16 protein-coding genes are annotated in these 21,718 nt (G+C 52.6%); 10 read left to right on the top strand and 6 right to left on the bottom strand.

Annotation, left to right across the window (positions count from 1 at the left end):
* Positions 1-49: 49 nt before the first annotated feature.
* Positions 50-1,186 (top strand): glycosyltransferase family 4 protein, encoded by a 1,137-nt coding sequence (locus ACYVC2_RS17405; RefSeq protein ID WP_461103984.1) that lies wholly within the window; start codon positions 50-52, stop codon positions 1,184-1,186.
* A complete protein-coding gene (locus ACYVC2_RS17400; protein WP_461103982.1) occupies positions 1,183-2,358 on the top strand; it encodes a glycosyltransferase in 1,176 nt (391 codons plus the stop codon). The genes ACYVC2_RS17405 and ACYVC2_RS17400 overlap by 4 nt, the downstream gene beginning before the upstream one ends.
* A gap of 8 nt (positions 2,359-2,366) precedes the next feature.
* On the opposite strand, the gene ACYVC2_RS17395 is transcribed toward ACYVC2_RS17400, so the two are convergent.
* Positions 2,367-3,254 carry a hypothetical protein gene (locus ACYVC2_RS17395; protein ID WP_461103980.1) on the bottom strand — a complete coding sequence of 296 codons (888 nt, stop codon included), beginning with the start codon at positions 3,252-3,254 and terminating at the stop codon, positions 2,367-2,369.
* 205 nt (positions 3,255-3,459) lie between these two features.
* Between ACYVC2_RS17395 and ACYVC2_RS17390 the strand changes: the two genes are divergently transcribed.
* Positions 3,460-4,497 carry a M48 family metalloprotease gene (locus ACYVC2_RS17390; protein WP_461103978.1) on the top strand — a complete coding sequence of 346 codons (1,038 nt, stop codon included), beginning with the start codon at positions 3,460-3,462 and terminating at the stop codon, positions 4,495-4,497.
* Between the two features lie 222 nt (positions 4,498-4,719).
* On the opposite strand, the gene rocD is transcribed toward ACYVC2_RS17390, so the two are convergent.
* Positions 4,720-5,973 (bottom strand): ornithine--oxo-acid transaminase, encoded by a 1,254-nt coding sequence (gene rocD, locus ACYVC2_RS17385; RefSeq protein ID WP_461103976.1) that lies wholly within the window; start codon positions 5,971-5,973, stop codon positions 4,720-4,722.
* Between the two features lie 109 nt (positions 5,974-6,082).
* Between rocD and ACYVC2_RS17380 the strand changes: the two genes are divergently transcribed.
* From ACYVC2_RS17380 to ACYVC2_RS17370, 3 genes are all read left to right on the top strand, one after another.
* Positions 6,083-6,253 (top strand): DUF5522 domain-containing protein, encoded by a 171-nt coding sequence (locus ACYVC2_RS17380; RefSeq protein ID WP_461103974.1) that lies wholly within the window; start codon positions 6,083-6,085, stop codon positions 6,251-6,253.
* A gap of 60 nt (positions 6,254-6,313) precedes the next feature.
* Positions 6,314-6,553: a 50S ribosomal protein L28 gene (gene rpmB, locus ACYVC2_RS17375; protein ID WP_461103972.1), complete on the top strand. Its 240-nt coding sequence runs from the start codon at positions 6,314-6,316 to the stop codon at positions 6,551-6,553.
* 149 nt (positions 6,554-6,702) lie between these two features.
* Positions 6,703-7,425 (top strand): RluA family pseudouridine synthase, encoded by a 723-nt coding sequence (locus ACYVC2_RS17370; protein WP_461103970.1) that lies wholly within the window; start codon positions 6,703-6,705, stop codon positions 7,423-7,425.
* An 84-nt stretch (positions 7,426-7,509) separates the two neighbouring features.
* Here the strand turns inward: ACYVC2_RS17370 and ACYVC2_RS17365 are convergent, their stop codons facing one another.
* The 3 genes from ACYVC2_RS17365 to ACYVC2_RS17355 all read right to left on the bottom strand — a co-directional run bounded on the left by ACYVC2_RS17365 (position 7,510) and on the right by ACYVC2_RS17355 (position 13,134).
* On the bottom strand, positions 7,510-10,692 hold the full coding sequence (locus tag ACYVC2_RS17365; RefSeq protein ID WP_461103968.1) for an efflux RND transporter permease subunit: 3,183 nt from the start codon (positions 10,690-10,692) through the stop codon (positions 7,510-7,512).
* 103 nt (positions 10,693-10,795) lie between these two features.
* On the bottom strand, positions 10,796-11,752 hold the full coding sequence (locus ACYVC2_RS17360) for an efflux RND transporter periplasmic adaptor subunit (protein ID WP_461103966.1): 957 nt from the start codon (positions 11,750-11,752) through the stop codon (positions 10,796-10,798).
* A gap of 98 nt (positions 11,753-11,850) precedes the next feature.
* Positions 11,851-13,134, bottom strand: a complete 1,284-nt coding sequence (locus tag ACYVC2_RS17355) for a TolC family protein (protein ID WP_461103964.1) — start codon at positions 13,132-13,134, stop codon at positions 11,851-11,853.
* A 333-nt stretch (positions 13,135-13,467) separates the two neighbouring features.
* Between ACYVC2_RS17355 and ACYVC2_RS17350 the strand changes: the two genes are divergently transcribed.
* The 3 genes from ACYVC2_RS17350 to ACYVC2_RS17340 all read left to right on the top strand — a co-directional run bounded on the left by ACYVC2_RS17350 (position 13,468) and on the right by ACYVC2_RS17340 (position 18,877).
* Positions 13,468-16,596, top strand: coding sequence for a SusC/RagA family TonB-linked outer membrane protein (locus tag ACYVC2_RS17350; RefSeq protein ID WP_461103962.1), 3,129 nt, complete (start codon positions 13,468-13,470; stop codon positions 16,594-16,596).
* A gap of 21 nt (positions 16,597-16,617) precedes the next feature.
* Positions 16,618-18,042 (top strand): SusD/RagB family nutrient-binding outer membrane lipoprotein, encoded by a 1,425-nt coding sequence (locus tag ACYVC2_RS17345; protein WP_461103960.1) that lies wholly within the window; start codon positions 16,618-16,620, stop codon positions 18,040-18,042.
* A gap of 154 nt (positions 18,043-18,196) precedes the next feature.
* Positions 18,197-18,877, top strand: a complete 681-nt coding sequence (locus tag ACYVC2_RS17340; protein WP_461103958.1) for a peptidoglycan recognition protein family protein — start codon at positions 18,197-18,199, stop codon at positions 18,875-18,877.
* A 57-nt stretch (positions 18,878-18,934) separates the two neighbouring features.
* Here the strand turns inward: ACYVC2_RS17340 and ACYVC2_RS17335 are convergent, their stop codons facing one another.
* Entirely contained in the window at positions 18,935-20,602 is a 1,668-nt protein-coding gene (locus tag ACYVC2_RS17335) for a M28 family metallopeptidase (protein ID WP_461103956.1), read from the bottom strand.
* A 161-nt stretch (positions 20,603-20,763) separates the two neighbouring features.
* Between ACYVC2_RS17335 and ACYVC2_RS17330 the strand changes: the two genes are divergently transcribed.
* Positions 20,764-21,702, top strand: coding sequence for a nucleoside hydrolase (locus ACYVC2_RS17330; RefSeq protein WP_461103954.1), 939 nt, complete (start codon positions 20,764-20,766; stop codon positions 21,700-21,702).
* Positions 21,703-21,718: the final 16 nt, after the last annotated feature.

The following is a 21,718-nucleotide window of genomic DNA, read 5'->3' as shown; positions in this document are numbered from 1 at the left end:
GTATCTTCCCCGGTAATCTGGCCGCTTCGTACGCAACGGCACGGAGTTTATGCGTAAACTTGCGCCGGATATGAAGATATTGTTCGATCATCAGGCGTTCACGGCGTCGCGGTATGGAGGGGTAGCCCGGTATTTTTATAATTTAATGGTGGCTCTTCGGCAAAAAGGGGTAGCAGTCCAGCTCTCGGTTCGGTTTTCCAACAATCTATATCTGCAAGAGAGTCGCCAGTTTACGGTCCAGCCTTTTCGGTATTTTCTGGGCTATATGAAAACAAACATGCTGTTTTCGCAGGTTAACCGGCTCTGGAGTATTCTGCTGATTATGCAGAAAAATTACGACCTGTTTCACCCTACATTTTTCCATCCTTACTTTTTACGGTTTATTGGCCACAAGCCGTTCGTGCTTACGTACCACGACGCGACGAAGGATAAGTTTCCGGATAAATTCGGTCACCTCGACAACGCTTCCAGAGAACAAAAACAGCTCCTGTTCGACCGGGCCGCACATATCATTGCCGTATCGGAAAACACGAAGAAAGACTTAATCGGCATTTTTCGACTTGACCCGGAGAAAATTACGGTGGTTTACCATGCCACTAATTTTCGGGATTTGTCTGTGCCGGACACGTTCCAGATTCAGACACCAGCCGCTTACCTGCTGTATGTAGGAGCGCGCGGCAGTTATAAAAATTTCGATTTTTTTCTGAAAGCCATTACGCCCGTCCTGAAAGCCCATGAGTCGGTTCATTTGCTTTGCGCGGGGGGCGGAGAGTTCGGTCAGGAGGAAGCACAACTTATCCAAAATCTGGGATTAGCCGGGCGCGTGCTTTATTATCCGATCGACGATTTTATTCTTTACCGCTTATACCAGCACGCACTGGCTTTCGTCTATCCATCACTGTATGAAGGGTTTGGCATTCCGATTCTGGAAGCTTATGCGGCTGGTTGCCCCGTCGTATTGAGCAATACGTCCTGCTTTCCGGAAGTGGCGCAGGATGCGGCTCTGTATTTCGACCCGGAGTCCGAAACCTCCATTCGGGAGCAAGTCGAGCGGATTCTTCGGGATGCATCGCTTCGGTTGTCGCTGCGCCAGAAAGGGTATCGACGGCAGCTGGATTTCTCGCCCGAAAACGTGGTCAACCAAACCCTGGAAGTTTATCAGCGTGTCGTCGCGCAAGCATCGTGAGAAGAATTCTGCTTTTTGATACCACCATTGATGGCCATCACGCCGATTACCTGTGCCATCTTGTTCACTACTGGCTTCGCGCCCAGCCCCAGGGCGAACTTGTCGTTGTAACCCAGGCCGCATTCGGGCCCATGTTTGAGCAATTGCTGGAAGACGGACCTGCCCAGGCTCAGGTTCAGTTTGTAGCGCTTTCGCAGCAGGAAATAAGGCATACTCATCAGGGATCGGTAGTGAGCCGGTCGCTTAGAGAGTGGGACTTGCTCCTGACTTATTGCCGGCGCTACCAGCCAACGCACGCTTTACTAATGTATTTCGATATTTTTCAGCTTGGGCTTTTGTTAGGTAAAAAGGCGCCCTGTGCGGTTTCGGGCATTTATTTCCGTCCGGATTTTCATTACGCTACTACACGCGGTCTGAAGGCCCGTTTAAACGTCATTCGAAAAGAGGCAACTCTATTGGCCATACTCGCGCGCAAGCGACTGACGAATCTGTTTTGTCTGGATCACTCCGCCATCACGCGTATTCGTGCGATGAATTCCCGCGTGAATATCCTGCCTCTCCCCGATCCGGTAAAGACGTACACGATTTCCACCGACGAAACAGAAAAGCTACGCGAAGCCCTACGAATCGAGCCGAACCGGCGTGTTTTTCTGCTGTTCGGTCACCTGGACGATCGGAAGGGTATAGAGCCTTTACTGGCAGCGCTCAATCAGGTTGACCCGGCTATACAAAGACAAGTCTGCGTTCTACTGGTCGGTGCCATAAAACCCGAATACCAGGTTAAAATCGAACAGCTCATGACAACGGTCAGCCCGAGTGTCCAGCTCATTGGCGTCTTCAAAGAAGTGAAAGGCCGGTCTATTCAAACTTATTTTGAATTGGCCGATTACGTGCTGACCCTGTATCAGCGACACGTCGGCATGGCGTCGGTCATTATCCGGGCGGCTGTGTCCGGAAAACCGTTAGTTTCTTCCGATTACGGCTATCTGGGCCATCTGGTAACGAGTGAGCAACTGGGCGTAGTAGCCGACTCGACCTCACCAACCGCCATCAGCCAGCTTCTGGAGCAGGTACTGACCGAGGGTCTCCCCTACTCAGCCGTGAATCTTCAGAAGCTGGCAGACGAGAACTCCGACGTATCATTTGCCAGGACCATTTTCGATCATCTGTAGCTGTTCTGCTACTGACTCATCCCGTATTCGTAGATAAACGTACTTACGTACGGCTGAGCGGTTCGATTGGCTGTATACGTGGCTGTTTTGCGAGTCAGTTGCCCAGCGGCATCGTACTCGTAAGCATAGGTCGTAATTCCCGGCGTAAAGCGCATACGTACCGAAGCCGCATACCCTCTTCCTTCCGTGTCCAGCAAGGCCCAGCCATTGCTGTAAACCATTGGCTTTTTCGGATCGTTGGACACGGCCGTTTTCGTCACTACTTTGCCTTGGTCGTCGTAGTCGTAAGTCGTTTGATTAGTATACAGAAATGTAGCAGGAGCGTTAGCTAAAACGACGGTTCCGGCCGGCATATCATGAGTTATGAATACCGAATCGATTGCGGAGCGAATATGCTGCCGGGGATCGTAGGTAAAACGTCGCCTGGTTACCCACAACGGATAATTGAAGGCAAGCCCCATTCCATCGACTATAAAGAAAAAGTCTTTATGCTCCTGCCTCACCAGCCGATTTGCCTCATACGCCATCGTATCCGAATCAAAAACAGACCAGTGCGAACCGTACTGGGCGAAATACCGTTTGACCGCAACTTCCCGATTTTGAGCATCTAAAATATGCAGTCGGTACTGATCCGTGGTGTTCGATGGCGCAGGCATAGCCGACGGACTGTATATATCATGGATATTCGAAGGTTTATAGTTACCCTGATAGCTTTCGCTAAGCTGCCGCCCCATCGGATCGTACTGATACGTAATGGTCAGACTATCGTCGGGCAGGTTTCGGGTTTCAACCACCGTTTTCAAAAACGGTCCCGACGCAGCAGGCTCTACGGGTTTCTTACAGGATGAGCCCACGACCAGGCTCAATCCAACCAGGCAAAACCACAATATTTTCATAGACGAGGCCTTAGGTTAACCATTTCTACCTATACGTAAAAGATCCATCTTCAGAGAAAAGCGTTGTAATTCCAGGCCAGGTTATGGCTTTTCTCAGAAAGGTAGAAAATTAAACGAACTTCTGCACTTCCCACAAAACCGATCACAATGCTCAGCCGCTTTCCATCGTTATTCAGCCGTGTTGAACGATTAACCTCATCCGGTTATGCCTGTGAGATCGGCTTTTTCTCTCTCTATTTTATTGATTGGTGCGGCTGTTAGCCCCCTTTTCGCCCAGATTCCAACATCGGGCTCCTTCATTTGTCGGTACGTTGGTGGAAAAGTAGATCAGCAGGTCGTCTGCTCTCCGAATACATCGTCCAACGGTCATGCCGAGCGCGTCGTCGACCGGATTCTGAAGCCCATCGGCCTAATGCGGAATTTCAAAGTAATCGAGTGTTCGAATACCGACAATTGCTTTGCTACAGTCTTGAAAGGCCAGCGATTTATTGTGTACGACGCGTCTTTCATGCAACAAATTGAGGAAGAAACCGAAACTGACTGGTCGGCCATCAGCATCATGGCGCACGAAATTGGCCATCATCTACAGGGCCATACCATCGACGGTCGGGGTGGTCAACCTCAGAAAGAAATCGAAGCCGACAAGTTTTCTGGTTTCGTGCTCCATCAGTTGGGGGCCTCGCTGGATGAGTCATTAGTAGCCGTCAGGGCGCTGGGCGACGAGCATGCAACCTCGACCCACCCTGCCAAACCAGCTCGCCTGGACGCCATCCGAAAGGGTTGGCTGGAAGCCGAGGCTATGTATCCGAAAAGCCGAACGGCCGTAAAAACGCCCGCGGCCATAGCGCCCAAACCCCTCACCTCAGCGGCAACCCCTGCTGTGGCCAGCCGGCCGGTCGTCGTTCCAAAAGCGCCCGTCCGTGCTGCCGTAGGTTGTATTTCGGGTGATTGTGAAGACGGTACCGGTGTTTTTGTTTACCCAACCGGTGAGCGTTACGCGGGTGAATTCGAAGAAGGCGATAAACACGGCGAAGGCGTAGAATATTACGCCGATGGGAAACTCAAATACAAAGGTAATTTTCGGGATAATCTCCGTCATGACTACGGTGTGTATTACTACCGCAACGGTGATAAATACGCAGGCTGGTTTCAGAAAAACGTACCGAACGGAAAAGGAACCTATTATTTCACTGGTGGCGAACGCTTAGTAGCTACGTTCAAAAACGGTCAGCCCTTGCAGTAGATCGCTACCGCCAACCTGTTTGGTGCTTTACAAAGCAGGTTGGCGGATGCCAGTCCTTTCTATCAACCGATCCCGAATCCATCTCAATCAGTCGGTCAATTTTTTGAACTACGTGGGCCACCAGCGGTTCTGACTGGTTAAGTCAGTCGTCCGTCCGGTGTCATGCCGACAAAGGCACGCGAATATCAGATTGACGAATACCAGCGATCTATTCTGTATCATCTAAAACGCCAGGATCGTCTTTTCAATGACATCGCAGGCTTCGTGCATTTGTTCTTCGTTGATGACCAGCGGAGGAGCAAATCGAATTTTATCGCCGTGGGTGGGTTTGGTAAGCAATCCATTGTCTTTCAGCTTCAGGCAGATTTCCCAGGCAGTTTCTTCGCCGAATTCCGGACGCTCGGCGATAACGATGGCATTGAGGAGCCCTTTTCCCCGAACCGACTTTACTAAATCCGTCTTCTGAGTCAAGGCCGTCATGCGGCTTCGAAAAATTTCGCCCATTACGGTCGCGTTCTCCGCCAGCTTTTCATCCTCGACAACCTGCATCGCTTCCATCGTGACGGCACAGGCAAGCGGGTTGCCTCCATAGGTCGAGCCATGTTCGCCGGGTTTAATAGTCAGCATGACTTCATCGGAGGTCAGCACGGCCGATACGGGCATGGTGCCGCCAGATAACGCTTTACCCAGCACGAGTAAGTCCGGCTTGACACCTTCATGATCGCAGGCGATACGCTTGCCCGTTCGCCCAATACCCGTCTGCACTTCGTCGGCAATGAAGAGTACGTTATACTGAGTACATAACGCGCGCACGCCACGCAGGTAGCCTTCGTCAGGTACAACCACGCCGGCCTCTCCCTGGATGGGTTCGATCATGAAACCGGCAATGTCGGGGTCACGCTGGAACGTTTCCTCCAGGGCAACCAGGTCATTATACGGAATGATGATATAGCCGGGCAGTAACGGACCGAAATCATTCGTACTGCTCGGGTCTGTCGATGAGGAAATAGCGGCTAGCGTGCGGCCCCAGAAGTTTCCGGCGGCATAAACGGTTTTTGCCTGATTTTGCGGGATACCTTTCACTTTATACGCCCATTTACGGGTTAGCTTAAGGGCCGTTTCACCGGCTTCGGCTCCGGAGTTCATTAGCAGCACTTTATCGTAACCGAAGTAATCACAGAGGTATTTTTCGCACAAACCCGTTTTATCGTTGTAAAACGCCCGCGATGTCAGGGTCAGCTGCTGGGCCTGCTGAATCATAGCGTTGATGATGCGCGGGTGGCAATGCCCCTGGCTCACGGCGCTGTAAGCCGACAAAAAATCGAAGTAGCGCTTATTATCCACATCCCACACAAAGATGCCTTCCCCCCGCGACAGTACTGCCGGAATTGGGTGATAATTATGGGCACCGTAATGCCACTCCAGTTGCATCGCCTTATCGGCCGATGAGGTCGGAATCGTTGGTTCGAGTATCATAGTGGTAAGGATTAATGTCCCTGAGCGACGCACTGGCTGGTTTTGCAACTAACCCGGAGCGTAGCCCGTTCTTTCAAAAATACGTTTTCTTCTACAGACCCCCAAACCGATGCCACCGCCTTCACCCAAGAAAAAAATTCCGGGTTTAGCCGATGAAGACTATTACCTGACTCCCGAAGGCTATGTGGTCTTTACGGCGGCCTATCACCTGAAACGGGGCTACTGCTGTCGGAATGGTTGTCGCCATTGCCCATATGGATTCAAAAAAAACCGGGAATGAGTTGCACGTTATGAATAATTTAGCCAATTTTGCGCCCTCATACGGAAAACGAGTACGGTAATGGCCAGAGTTTGTCAAATCACAGGAAAGCGCACACGCACGGGAAACAACGTTTCTCACGCTAACAATAAGACTAAGCGTAAATTCTTCCCGAACCTGCAGAAGAAGCGGTTCTTCGTCGAATCAACCGGCGAATGGGTTACGCTCAGAGTCGCTACATCGGCGATCAAGACCATCAATAAAAACGGTCTGGAAGCAACGATCCGCAAAGCTCACGAGCGCGGTACGCTGTCAATCTAGGTTTTATCAGGATGCTAGCATTGAGCCTCTTCCGGTCAGGAGGAGGCTTTTTGTGTTCGATATATATTGTCATTCATAGTCATAAATAGTTATTCGTGTCAGTGATCGTTTTTCTAATGACTATTTATGACTATGAATGACCTACATCAATGAAACTGATTTTTGAAGACCTCATTCTGTTCGAGAACGAGGATTATATTCTGATCAATAAACCGCCCCACGTGGCTTCGCTCGATGAGCGGACAACCGACCGGAGTGGTCAGAGTATTGTGCGGATGGCCAAAGCGTATCATGCCGATGCACAGTTGGGGCATCGGCTGGATAAAGAAACGTCGGGTATTCTGGCAATTGCCAAAAACCCGGAAGCCTACCGGCATCTGGCCATGCAGTTTGAGCATCGTGAGGTTACCAAACGCTACCATGCCGTCACGAATGGCGTGCACGATTTTGAGGATGTGTCGGTCTACCTGCCTATTTCGCCGATCAAAGATGGCACTGCCGTTCGGATCGATCGCGAGAAAGGTAAAGTGGCCGAAACGATTTTCAATACGCTACGCGCTTTTCGCACTACTACGCTGGTAGAATGCATGCCCATTACAGGCCGGATGCACCAGATTCGCGTGCACCTGATGTGTTTGAAAGCACCGATCGTCAACGATGCCACCTACGGCGGAGAACCGGTGTATTTGTCGGCGATAAAACGCAAGTTCAACCTCAAACAGGGCACTGAAGAACAACCTCTGATCCACCGGGTTGCGCTTCATGCGCATTCGCTGACGTTTACACTGCTGAATGGAGAACCGCAAACGTTCGTCGCCCCGTATCCCAAGGATTTCAACGTACTGGTGAAGCAGTTGGAGAAGTTTGCGTAAAGTAGTGAAGAGTTAAGAGTGAACAGTGAAGAATAATTGGTATTGCGCTATTCTTCACTGTTCACTCTTAACTCTTCACTAAAATTACATCTCCGTGCCTTCCTCGATTGGCTCCGGAATATGATGCCCCGTCGAATCCAGGGGAGTAGGGCGCGGCCGTCGGCGGTTGACGAGGTAGAACAACGGCGGAATAATCAGCGGAGCAAACAACAGGGTCGTGGTCAATCCGCCGATAATTACGGTAGCGAGAGGCCGTTGCACGTCGGAGCCGATACCACTCGAAATAGCCGCCGGAACCAGACCGATAATCGCCACAACCATGATCGCCATGATGGCCCGAAACTGTTCCTGTGCCGTTTCGATGGTCACTTCGAGCAATGACTTCGAGCTGCTGAGCAGGTTCCGGTTCAGGGCCGACACCAGCAAAACGCCCGCCATGACGGAAATGCCGAAAATCGAGACGAAACCCACCCCAGCCGATACGTTGAAATTGTAGCCCCTCAGCAACAACGCCCCAATGCCACCCGCTAGTGCAAACAGCAGACAGGTCAGCGTCAGGAGCGTATCGCGAACGTTGCCATAGAGCATAAACAGGAACAGAAACACAACGACGATGGTCAGCGGAATAGAAATGGCCAGCTGGCCACCCGCCCGTTCGAGATTTTCGTACTGCCCACCGTAGATAACACTGTAGCCTTCGGGGATTTTAACATGTTCACGTACTTTCTGACTGATTTCTTTCACGAAACCACCCTGGTCCCGCCCACGAATATTTGTCCGGACCGTCACCATCCGCTTGCCGTTGATGCGGTAGATGTTGGTCTGCCCCTGCACGTACCGGATATCGGCCAGCTCGTTCATCGGAATCAGCGCTCCTGAGGCTGAAGGCACCTGCAAAAGCCGAATGGCATCGATGCTACCCCGGCTTTCGGGCGTGAAGCGTACGACGATGTCGTAGCGTTTGGCTTCGTCATAAATGGACCCGATGGCTTTTCCGCCAATGGCCGCTTCGATCATGTTTTCGATTTCGGAAACATTGATGCCATAGCGGGCTGCTGCAGGTCGGTTGATCCGAATGGCAAGCTGATCCTGTGGGCCTTCCTGCTCGATATTCACCGACACGGCTCCGTTCATCCCTTTAACCAGAGCCGCAATGCTGTCGGCTTTAGACCGCATCAGCGTCAAATCGTTACCCACTACCGAGATCGCCAGATCAGCCGCGCTGCCCGTTACGATCTCCATCACCTGGTCAATGATTGGCTGACCAGACGAGAAAAAGGCACCGGGAAAGGCTTCCTGCAGCTTGTTCTGCATCGAGCGCACGATTTCTTTCTTCGAAATGGTATCCGACCAGGTGCTGTAGTCTTTGAGGCCGACCAGAATTTCGGTACGGTCGGTGGGAAACGGGTCGGTTCCGTCGTCGTTGCGGCCCGCCTGGGTGATCACAAAACTGACGGGTTTGAAGGTGCTGATGATATCGCGGATTTTAGGCGAGATTTTCGCGTTCTCCTGAATCGTGATTCCTGAGGGCATAAACGCCCGCATGAAAATCGAGCCCTCATCCAATTCGGGCAAAAACTCCGTGCCCAGTTTAAGTCCGAAGCCGATCATAACCAGTACAATCGCCATTCCGACGCCCACAACCACACGCGGCATCCGAAACAGGGTCGATCGTAAAAGCCATTGATAGCCTCGCTCCAGGGGCGACAGCAGAAAGTTTTTGTGCTCTTTCAGGGGCTTGCCATCCGGTGCCAGCGCCTTTCGAAAGGCAAACGAAATCAGGACCGGGATGACCGTCAGCGCGCAAATCAGCGAGCCGATCACGGCAAACGATAGGGTCAGCGCCATTGGGCTAAACAGCTTACCTTCCACACGTTGCATCAGCAATATGGGCATGTACGCCAAAATGATGATCGTTACGGAAAAAAAGATTTCCCGCGCGACTTCCCCCGCTGAGCGTGCTGTTACATTCACTATTCCCTGATTTCGCTCCGCCGGACCAGTGGCCCGATACCTTCGGATCAGGTGTTCGGCCATGACGCTGGCACCGTCGACGATGATGCCGAAGTCGATGGCACCGAGCGATAGCAGGTTGGCCGGAATACCCACCAGCTTCATCAGAATAAAAGCAAACAGCAGCGAGAACGGAATCGTGACCGTAACGACCAGCGCGGCCCGCAGGCTCCCCAGAAACAGTACCAGCAGAATGGCCACGATGGAAATCCCTTCGATGAGCGTATGCGCTACCGTTTCGAGCGAGTGGTCGATCAGAAACCCCCGGTCGTAGAGAATGCGGAGATGGACGCCTTTGGGCAACTCACGCGCTTCGAGGTCGGCGATTTTCTCTTTCAGCAGCTCGAGCACTTCACTGGGGTTTTCGCCCCGACGCAGCAGCACGATCCCTTCGGTAGCGCCAATCACGTCCAGGTGTTCGTCGGGAATCCGGTAGCCCAGTATCCCCGACGGCGACGGTGGGTTGACTTCTACGCTGGCAACATCGCGCACCAGTACGGGTACACCTTCGTTGGCTTTCAGGACGATATGTTCGACATCGTCGGGGCTTTTCAGCGCCCCTAGTCCCCGTACGGCGAAACCCTGCCCTCCGCGCGCAATGACGTTTCCACCCGTGTTCTGGTTATTTTTCTGAACCGCTTCAATAACGTCCTGTAGTGTCAGGCTGTATTTACGCAGCTTAGCGGGGTCCGGAATTACCTGATACTGCTTGATGGGTCCACCAAAGGTCGTTACGTCGGCCAGGCCGGGCACCTGCAGCAGTTGGGGGATAATGACCCAATCCTGTAAATCACGCAGTTGCATCGGTGTCATGCTCGGCGGGGCCTCGATTACGTACCGATAAATTTCGCCGACGGCCGTCGTTAGCGGAGCCAGTTCGGGCTCTACACCGTCGGGCAGTTGGGCTCCCGTAAGCCGCTCGATTACCTGCTGCCGGGCAAAATAATCGGTTACGGTTTCGTCGAAGTTGAGTTGCACCACCGACAGGCCGAAGATCGTCCGCGACCGGCGGTCCGTTACGTGCGGCACGCTGTTGAGTACCCGCTCGATCGGAATGGTCACCTGCTGCTCTACCTCTTCGGCGGCCCGACCATCGTATTTGGCAATGACAATGACGTTGGTATCGGCAATATCCGGGTAAGCTTCAATCTTAAGCAGCTTAAAGCACCACAGGCCAAGTCCCATTACGGCAATCGCCAAACCCACTACCACCCAGCGGTTTTTCAGGGAAAACGTTATTAATTGCTGAATCATCTCCTTAATGGATAATGGATAATGAATAGTTAATAATGGCTGATCCTGGTCCTGATGGCTGCGTTCTCATCATCCATTGTTCATTATCCATTATTCATTGTTTTTAATACCCAAAGCTTAGTCCTTTCAACTGCATCACATTCTGGACCACCACCCGATCGCTGTCTTTCAGCCCGCTCTGTACTACCACCTGATCGGCCCGTTGTTGACCCAGTTGCACCGATCGCCGTTCAATAGCCTGCGGGCCGGTCTGGATAAAGACGTAGTCGCGGCCCTGCACGGTCACAACCGCATCGCGCGGAACGGTGATAAACTGCCCTTCCGTAACTCCGAATTCAACGGTGGCGAACATACCGGCTTTAAGCCGTCCGTCGGGATTGGCTACGGATATGCGGAGTTTGATCTGACGGGTAGTATTGTCGACGTAATCGTTTACGTTGTCGATCCGGCCAGTAAAGCGCTCGTTCGGGAAAGCCGTGAAGTTCAGCGCACAGACCAGGCCTTTCCGAATGCTCCCGAATTGATTCTCGGGAATTTCGCAAACGACCAGAATCGTGTTGGGAGCCGCATGGCGCAGGGCCGCCGGATCGAAACCGGCAAGTTTAAGCGTAGCTTCGTCTGAAATAATGGCGGCTTCCTCGTTTGCCAGTTGGGTCTGGGCTTCGATGACTTCCTTACCCGAAGCGGCTCCGTGCGCCTGCAAATCTCTCACCCGCTCCAGGTTTCCCCGCTCGGTCTGGATGTTGATCCGGTGCTGCAGGATAGCCGTGTAATTATCCGACAGGCCGGGGTCATCGAAAAGCACCAGCCGCTCAGCAGGATTCTCACCCGACCGCAGCACCATAGCTGCCACATGCCCCGGTGCCGAGAAATCGGTGTGAATGGCCGATGTACGAGCGGGTTGAACTACAAAAGGGCGAATCATGGCCGCGTCCGGAAACGATACCCGAACTCCATCGGCACTGACCGTCGGGCGGGGAATCGACGTAACGACGGGCTTCGGCTTTTCCTTACAGCCAAGCAGAAGGAAGATGAGCAGGAACAGGGAGCTAACTTTCATGGTTTTCTTGCAATGAATAATGGATAATGAACAATGCATAATGCACTCATAATCAGAAGCTAAGTACTCATTCTACAGTATTCATTATCCATTATTCATTAATACGAATTAATCTGACCGGTTGCGTACAACAGCCGGACGTAATTCTGACGGTAGGTATATAAGGTCTGGTAATAAGCGGTTTGCGTATCGAACCACGACCGTTGCGCTTCGAGCAGGTCGATCAGAGTAGTTGCTCCGCGCAGGTAGGCGTAGCGCACAGAAGCCAGTACCTGATCGGCATCGCGCCGAATCGCGATATAGCGGTCGATGTTCTGCCGGCTGGTCATGAACGATTGGTAGGCGGTTTCTACCTCCGACCGAATCCGGGCCTGTACCAGCGCGGCTGCCTGCCCCGCCTGCTCCTGCAACACCCTCGATTTCTGAATTTCGCCCTGATTGCGGCTGTATACCGGCAGTTCGAGTGTCAGAAACACCCCCGCGTACGGAATGGCGTTCTGGGGGTTCCAGATAAGACCGGCTTCGTTACGTGGCTTGGCCAGCACCTGCTGCAAATCTACATTGCGCCGGGCCGACTCCAGATTTGCCTGGGCTACCTGCACGTCGCTGCGGGTTGTGGAGGCCAGCCTAAACAAACTGTCGGCGCTCGTGCTAATCGTTGGATAGAGCCGTAGCGGATTTGAAAACGCCGGGTTGACGATCGAGTCGTTCAGCGCAACCGTCACGCTGTCGGCGGAGCCAACTACCAGCCGAAGTTCACTCAGCCGATTGCGCAGTTCCTGGATTGCCGTTCGGGTCTGTATGTCGTACTGATCCGAAATCAGTTGGGTACGTGTCTGGTCGGTAGTGGTAATCACCAGGTTTTTCAGCCGCACTTTGTTCAGTTGCACTAGTGTGTCGACGTTGGCCTTGGCCCGCTCCAGCAACGCCAGTTGAATACGGGCGTACCAGGCATCGAGATACCGATTGGCCGCATCGAACAGCAGCCCACGTTCCGTTTCGGCTACGCTCCGGACTGCCAGATTCGTATTGGCCTCGGCGAAGCGACTCCGGTATAACCGTTTGTTGTGAATGTCGAACTCCTTGGTCGCCTGCAACCAGAACTGCCGCCGTTGTCGATTCAACAGATTGGCCCCTTCCGCACCGGGTGTCGGCGTTAGCTGCAACAGCGTCTGGTTATTTAAAACCGGATTCGGACGCAGGTTAGCAGTGGTTTGGTCGGCCTGAGCGGCATTGATGTTGAACCGCTCGACGCGCAGGGCTGGGCTATTCTCCCGAACCCGCTGAAGAGTCTGTCGCAGAGTGAGTATAGTCTGCGCCGAGGCTGGTAGACTGACCGAGCCGATCAACAGAAGCTGATATAGTACTTTCCGGAAAATCATTCGATAAGCTTGGGTCAAAAAAACAACGTTTCTAACCACCCTAAAGCGACAAAATTGCAATTAAACACCCATAAAATTGCAATTAAAAATTAGTTAAATCTACTTAGTCACCTAGCCTTGGAAGGCCGTACACGCACCACCGGCAATGGCAATGCTCATCGAGGTTGAGTGGTCGAAAAGCTTATGTCCTGATGCTGAGAAGTAAACCTCAACCCTGGCTACCCCAAAGTACACAAAATAAAATTTGTCTATTTAAAAGCTTTGCAAAATTTTAGTTAGGCCATACCTTTGCGCATTCACCGCTTTCAAGTACATATTAACACTTACTCAAACATGAAGAAAATTTTACAGGTCTGCCTGGTGCTGACATCACTACTGAGTTCGTCGCTCGTTAGGGCGCAACAGGCCGACGTAAGCGGAATTGTTTCTACGGATGGCGATGGTAGTGCGCTGCCCGGCGTAAACGTATCCGTGAAGGGCACTACAACCGGAACCCTGACCAATGCCGACGGGCGATATAGCCTGCGCGTGAATGCCGCGAATGCCGTATTGGTATTCAGTTATATTGGGTACGAAAATCAGGAGGTGGCGGTGGGCAGCCGCCGGAGCATCAACGTAACACTGAAGCAGGACAACAAAGTGTTGAATGAAGTGGTGGTGACCGCGCTGGGAATCAGCCGCGACAAGAAAGCGCTCGGCTATGCCGCACAGAGCGTAAACTCCGAGCAGCTTGTGCAAAATCATCAGACCAACCTGGTCAATGCGTTGCAGGGGAAAGTAGCCGGGGTAACCATCTCCAGTACGGGTGGGGCACCGGGTCAGGGGGCCCGAATTTTGATCCGGGGCATCAACTCGATCGATGCGAGCCGCGATAACCAGCCGCTTTTTGTGATCGATGGCGTTCTGCTCGACAATAGTACCTCCACGGGAACAACAAATTCGGGGGCAGATGGCCGGGGCATGACCAACCGGGCTGCCGATATCAATCCGGACGATGTGGAAACCATCAACATTCTGAAAGGTGGGGCGGCTACGGCGCTGTATGGCCTGCGTGGGGCCAACGGGGTGGTGGTCATCACAACCAAATCGGGTAAAGCAGGCGCCCTGCGCGGTAGTTACAGCGGTACCTACGGCTTTGAAAACGTCAACAAATACCCGGAGGTGCAGGATAAATACACCATTGGCTGGCAGGGGCAATATGATCCGCACAGCTTCTGGCCTTCGTTTGGACCGACCGTCGCCGATGCCATCAAGATCGACCCGACGCATCCGGCAAAACTGTACAATCAGTTCAAGGACGCCTATAATACCGGCAAACAGTTTCAGAACAACCTGTCTTTCTCGGGGGGTACGGACAAGATCAACTTCCTGTCATCGATTTCGCATTTGACACAGGATGGCATCATTCCCTTTACAAACTACGGAAAGCTGTCGGTTCGGCTGAATACGAACGTCAAATTAAGCGACAAGTTCAGCACGGGCGTCAACCTCAATTACATCAACTCCGGGGGCGACCGCTACAACGCAGGGCGGTACAGCGAACTCCTGAGTTACTGGTCACCACGCTACGATGTCCGGGATTATCTGAAACCCGATGGTACCATGAATACGTATTCCGGAGATAATGCCAATCCGATCTATACGGCCATGACCAACAAATTCCGGGACAACGTCAACCGCCTGATCGGTGGGGTAAACTTCGTTTATACGCCCTTGAGCTGGCTGACGTTGAATTACCGGGCTGGCCTGGATACCTATTCCGATGATCGGCTTGGCACGGGTCCCGGCCCCACGGGTCTGACGGGCGAATACATATCAGAAGACAATGGGCTGGGCTTCATCAACCAATATCATACTAACTTCAGGGCCATTACCTCGACGTTCACGGCCAGTGCGACCCATAAATTCGGGCAGGATTTCAACACCACGCTACGGATTGGGCACGACCTGTATGACCGCAAAATCCGGGGCTTTGGTGCAGAAGGTACCGAGTTGACGGTCTACAACTATTTCGATCTGCGCAATGCCAAAACGGTGGTACCTACCCAAAACGGCGAAGATTATCGCCTGATGGGGATATTTGGTGAATTGACGATGGATTACCGGGATTATCTCTTCCTGACGCTGACCGGCCGAAACGATATTACTTCGTCGCTTCAGGCGCCCAACAATTCATTTTTTTACCCATCGATAAGCCTCGGGTATTTGTTTTCGCAGCAGTTTAAGTTACCTCAGTTCATTAGCCTGGGGAAACTGCGAGCGTCGTACGCCAAAATCGGAAAAGATGCCGCGCCTTATTCGACGGCTACTGGTTACGCATCCTATCAGACTTTACCGTCTGGTCTGACCGGGTTCACCAGAAGTTCCTTGTTAGGCAATCCGAATCTGCGGCCAGAGTTCACCGATACTTTTGAAGGAGGGCTCGAAATGAGTTTTCTGAACAACCGCCTGGGCCTTGACGTGACCTATTACAATTCAATCAGTAAAGATCAGATCATTCAGGTGAATGTGTCGTCGGGAACAGGCTATGAAAAAGCAGCCATCAACTCGGGGCAGATGCGCAACCGGGGTATCGAACTGATCCTGCGGGGCACACCCGTCCGGGCAGGCAAGCTGAGCTGGGACGTGAACCTCAACTTCTCGGCTAACCGGAATAAAATCCTCAGCATTCGCGAAGGCCTGACCGAAATAAGTTACGCGACTGAGTACGGCTATGCCAACTCAACGGTAACCATGAAACTGGTGCCGGGCCTGGCCTACGGAAATCTGTACGGCCGGAGCTACCAGCGCTATTACTCCAGCGCCGGCGAAGACAATTCGACGACGGTCGATAAAAGTCGCCCGATCGTGATCGGTGCCAATGGATTCCCGGTTATCGATACCAAACAGCGTCTGTTAGGCAATACGCAACCCAAGTGGATTGGTGGTCTGACGAACACCGTGCGGTATGGCAACTTCACGCTGACGGCGTTGATGGACGCCCGCGTCGGTCAGGACCGATATAACCAGATGGGTAACTTCTTCTCGGCGTTCGGCATTGCCAAATACACCGAAGATCGTAACGATATCAAAGTATTCGACGGAGTACTGGCCGACGGCAGCAAAAACACGAAAGCAGTTTGGCTGGGACAGGGCAAGGGGCCAGACGGCGTAGACTACGGCAACGGGTTTTACCGGAACGTGCACCGGGGCGTATCCGAAAACTTTATCGAAGATGCTTCCTGGGTTCGAATCCGTTCGGTGGGGTTATCCTATAATCTGCCGACGTCGGTGCTCAAAAAGTCATTTGTGAAAAATGCGCGGTTGGGCATAACGGGTAATAACCTGGCATTGTGGACCAAATATACGGGCTATGATCCGGAGGCATCCACCACCAACAGCGGCAGTAATGTAGACGGTTTTGCTGGCTTTACTTATCCAGCCGTACGAAGCTTCCTGTTTACGCTGAACGTTGGATTTTAATTCATTTCTTTTCTGATCCCAATGAACTCATACATTAAACGATATACACTACTGATTCTGACGGCATCTGTAATGAGCCTGTTGAGCAGTTGTAAGGATTATTTCGATCTCAACAGCAATCCAAACCTGATCTCGAATCCGCCGTTGGCTTCGCTCCTGTCGACCACGACCCAGAAGACCGGTCTGAATTCGCAGCGGGTAGCCAATATTACATCCTATTTTGTGCAGTATCTGGCTAGTCCAGGCACGGCCAGCCCAACCGATACCTACCAGAGTACAGATTATACGGGCACCTGGGATTATGTTTATTTTGGCATGGCCGATTTGTACGACATGAAAAAATTCGCTCAGGAGCAGGGCGCATCGGAGTACGTAGGCGCGGCAGACGTCATGTTAGCTTACCACCTGACGCTCATTGCGGATATGTTTGGCGATGCACCCTTTTCGGATGCGTTTACCGGCACTACCCTCACGCCCAAATACGATACGGGGCAAACCTTATATTCGACGGCCCTCAGCTTACTCAATGAGGCAATTACGGAACTCGCCAAAACAGATTCGAAGCTTAAATTAAACGCGGCCAACGACCTGATCCATAAAGGCAGTACAGCTGCCTGGATAAAAACCGCGTATATGCTGAAAGCCCGGATGCTGACCAAAGTGACGAAACAGGGAACCTACAAAGCGGCCGACGTGCTGGATGCGGTCTCGAAGTCATACACCTCGAACGCCGATGACGCGCAGATGGCCACTTTCCAGCTGCGTAACCCCTGGGCGCAGGTAGCCCGCGACAACGCCAATCTGTTGCTCGATGGGTGGCTTTCGGCCCAGTTAGTCAATCAGTTGAATAGCACGACGTATGGAGTTTTCGACCCCCGGATCGAGAAAATCACGGATAAAACCGTCAACAACGATTACAAAGGCACCATCAATGGCCAGGGTAATGTTGGCGCGGCCAATACCATTAAAGATGAGAACTACATTTCGCTCAATTCGCCCCTTACCGGCGATACATCGCCCCTGCTGATTGCGACCTACGCCGAGCTGAAATTTATCGAAGCCGAAGCGGCCTTCCGGTCGGGCGATAAAGCCCGGGCGTATGCCGCTTACCTGGCCGGTATTCAGGCGAACATGGATAAATACGGGGTAGCCACTGCCGCCCGCGATGCTTATCTGGCCAATCCGGTGGTTGCTGTTGGGGCAACGGCGCTGACCATCGATCTCATCTTCAAGGAGAAGTACGTGGCTACCTACCTCAATCCGGAAGCCTGGAACGACGCCCGGCGGTATGACTACCAGTATAAAGGGTTTAAGCTGCCGGTGAATGCAGCACTGTCTACGTTCATTCGGCGCGCTGCGTATCCTAGCGGGGAAACCTCCAAAAACGGAAGCAACGTACCGACTGAAGTTACCTTAGCAGAACCGCTTTGGTGGGATAAGAAATAAGCCTTTTTCAGGTACGGCGACATAGACGACACCGCAGGAAAAACTTCCCGGTGGTAGAATCAGCGCTGATTTGTGACGTTTAAAAAGAAAATCCTCCCGCCTTGAGAGGATTTTCTTTTTTTGTACTTTCTCAGCCAGACTACGCACGAACCCTATGATCACCGTTCCGAAACACCTGCTTCGAATCCTGCCTCTGGTAGCTTGGCTCACGCTCGGTTTCTGCCGGGCTCAGGAGCCTCCGTTCCGTATGATCGATAAGCCCATTGTGTTCGATGAGGAGCGCCGGAAACTTTCTCTCGACTACCTGGCGAAACGACACGGTATTCAGCAGGCCGAGCCCTACATCAAACCCAAAATGATTGTTCTGCACTGGACGGGTATTCCAACGTTCGAAGCGACCTTCGCTATGTTTAATCCCAGCATACTGCCGGGCCGGGCCGATCTGCAGGCGGCCAGTCTTCTGAACACATCGGTGCCATTTGTAGTCGACCGCGATGGTACCATCTTCCGGTTATTGCCGGACACCACTTTTGCCCGCCACTGTATCGGCCTGAATTACTGCGCCATAGGCATCGAAAACATTGGTAATAACAACCTGACCAAAGCGCAGATCAAAGCCAATGTGCAATTGATTCGCTACCTCAAACGTCGTTACGACATCGAATACCTGATCGGGCATTACGAATACAAAGATTTTATCGGAACACCTCTCTGGAAAGAAACCGACCCGAACTACCTGACCGGTAAAACCGATCCCGGAAAATCGTTCATGCGGAAAGTCAGAAGCCAGGTCAGGGATTTACAACTGAAAGGAAGCCCCACGCAGGCGGAGTAAATCTATCGCGAGCTTCGGCCCGCTATCTATGCTAAAGCGAGCGCTAATCAAAAATCATTACCGAACCAGCGAACTCTTCCCGAATTTTGTTCCGAAAAAATCTCCCTGATTCCAGATGGGGCGCTGGTCGCTCTGAGCGGTTAAATAAGCAATTAGAAATTGCAGTTGGGCATGTTTGGCAGCCGCGCTGAAATCGAACGGCTGGTTCATGTCGTCCTGGGGGGTGTGATAGATGGTGGCCCGCCATTCGAGGTTGAGTTTCGTTCCATTCAGATTCGGGTTGCCAGTTTCCGAGCCACTTTTAACGAAAAGGGCCGGAATTCCCTGCCGCACAAAGCTAAAATGATCGCTCCGCATGAATACAGTTTGTTCGGGAATCGGGTCCGGGCTGATTTTAAGACCCAGGAAGGAAGCGGCTTGTTCCACTTCTTTACGCAAGCTGGAATGTTCGGCTCCGTAGGGCACAATATCGAGCAGCGGGTGGAAGAAAAAGGGCATGTCCAGCGCCAGATTGGCCACTATTTTTTCTTTAGGTACAGTTGGGTTACTGGCAAAATAATCGGACCCCAGCAGCCCCATTTCTTCGCCGGTTACCCCTACGAACAAAATCGATCGGCGGGGTGCTTTCGGTAACGACGCAAACAGCCGCGCCATTTCCAGGTTAATTGCCACACCCGATGCGTTGTCATGCGCCCCGTTGTAAATCGAATCGCCTTTGACGGGCCGCCCCACGCCCAGGTGATCAATGTGGGCTGCACAAACTACGTACTCATCTTTTAGAACCGGGTCCGAACCGGGCAGCAGTCCCACTACATTATACCCGGCCACATCCTCCACCACATCGGTCTGCGTTTTCATCCTGACCGAAAAATTCAGCGGAAACGCCTGTGGATGATTTTTCTGAGCCTGTGCAATCACGTCTTTGAACGGTGTAGGCGCGCTGGCAAAAACCAGCCGGGCCGTCGAATCGCTGAGCGAGGCTGCTCCCTGAAGCGCCGGGTAAGTTCGCTGTGGCTTTCCGGCTTTGTCTACCCACCGATAAATGCCCTGCCGAGCCCGTGGGGCCGCCGTTTCGATCCGGTTTCGCAGGTCGGTAGGCAGGCTAAAAGCCAGCGTCCCGACGGCTCCGTGGGCTACTGCGTTTTCAGCTTTCGAGGAAGAATAATACGCTCGCTGATTCGACGGGAACGAGCTGGGAGCCCCGTTAAAAAACGCAACGATCTTCCCTTTCACATCGATGCCCGTATAGTCATCATAATTCAACTCGGGTGCCGTCACGCCATAACCAACAAAAACTACCGGCGCGGTTACGTCGCTGGTGGCGTGGTCGGGCGCTGGATTCAGAATGAACTGCTTTCCGTAGGCCAGCGGCTGCTCCCGACCCTTGACGATGAGGGTTAGCGTACTGTTGGCTTCATTGACCTGCCAACGTCGCAGCGGAACATCCTGCCGGTAAGCCTTATTCTCGCCCGCGGGTTTGAACCCCAGCGCCTTCAGCTGCCCAACCACATAATCGGCAGCCATATCGAATCCCTTCGTGCCGGGCTTCCGTCCGCGCAGTGAATCATTGGCCAGAATGCTCATGTGAGTACGGATGGCGTCGGGGCGAACCATTCTGGCAACGCGCTGTGCGTCGGCGGGGATAGCATCCGATTGAGCGGATAACGTGCTGATCTGGCTTAATCCGATCAGGGCAGCAAGTAAACTAGTTGTCGGGAAGTGCATCTGATTTTAGTAAAGTTACCCAAACGAATAGCGAAGATACTCGACAATTCAGTAGCGATAAATCGCCTTGTAAATTTTGGCTGTTCGCATACCGACCCGGTGCTATATTTGCCGCCTGTTTCGGTAGCGGCCAACCGCTGAATTGCCCTAACGCAACCGTTATGAAAAAAATACCCATACTCATCGACTGCGACCCCGGCCACGACGACGCGGTAATGCTGATGCTGGCCGTCGGCAGCAACGCCTTCGATATCAAGGCAATTACTACCTCGGCAGGTAACCAGACCCAGACCAAGACGCTGACGAATGCGCTCAAGATCAAAGCCCTGATGGGTGCGGATATTCCAATCTACAAAGGCTGCGAAAAGCCGCTTTTTCGTGACCTGATCATTGCCGACCACGTACACGGCGAAATGGGCATGGATGGACCGATGCTGCCCGATCCCGGCCTGGACTACGAATCCTTACCGGCCATCGAAGCCATAGCCCGGATTCTGACCGAAAGCCCTGAGAAAATAACCCTCGTGCCCACCGGCCCTCTGACCAACATTGCGACTTTTCTGCTGGCTTATCCGCATCTGAAACCTAAAATCGAACGGATTTCGCTGATGGGCGGTGGTGCGTTTCGTGGCAACATCACCCCAACAGCCGAATTCAATATCTACGTCGACCCCGAAGCGGCCGCGGTCGTATTTCATTCCGGGGTACCGATTACGATGTGCGGACTGGACGTAACTCACAAAGCGCTGGTGTTTCAGGAAGATATCGAAGCTTTCCGGGCCATGGGCAACCGGTCGGGAGAAGTGGTGGCTGAACTGATGGATTTCTTTTCCATTTATTACCGCCAGGAGCGGCCGGAACTAAACGGCGGAGCGGCCCTGCACGATCCTTGCGCCATCGCCTGGCTGATCGACCCAACCCTGTTTACGACAAAGCCCTGTTTTGTCGACGTAGAAGTGGCGGGCGCGCTAACAACCGGCACGACGGTCGTCGATTTCTTCAACGTGCTGAAAAAAACGCCGAACGTGGACTTCGTTTACGACATCGACCGGAAACGATACATCGATTTGATTTACAAGAGCGTACAGCGCTTGCCGTAGTTTTTTCGCGCCGGTT

This window comes from Spirosoma koreense, assembly GCF_054777875.1.
The sequence above is the reverse complement of the archived record's forward strand: the minus strand, read 5'-3'. Positions and strand labels throughout refer to the sequence as shown.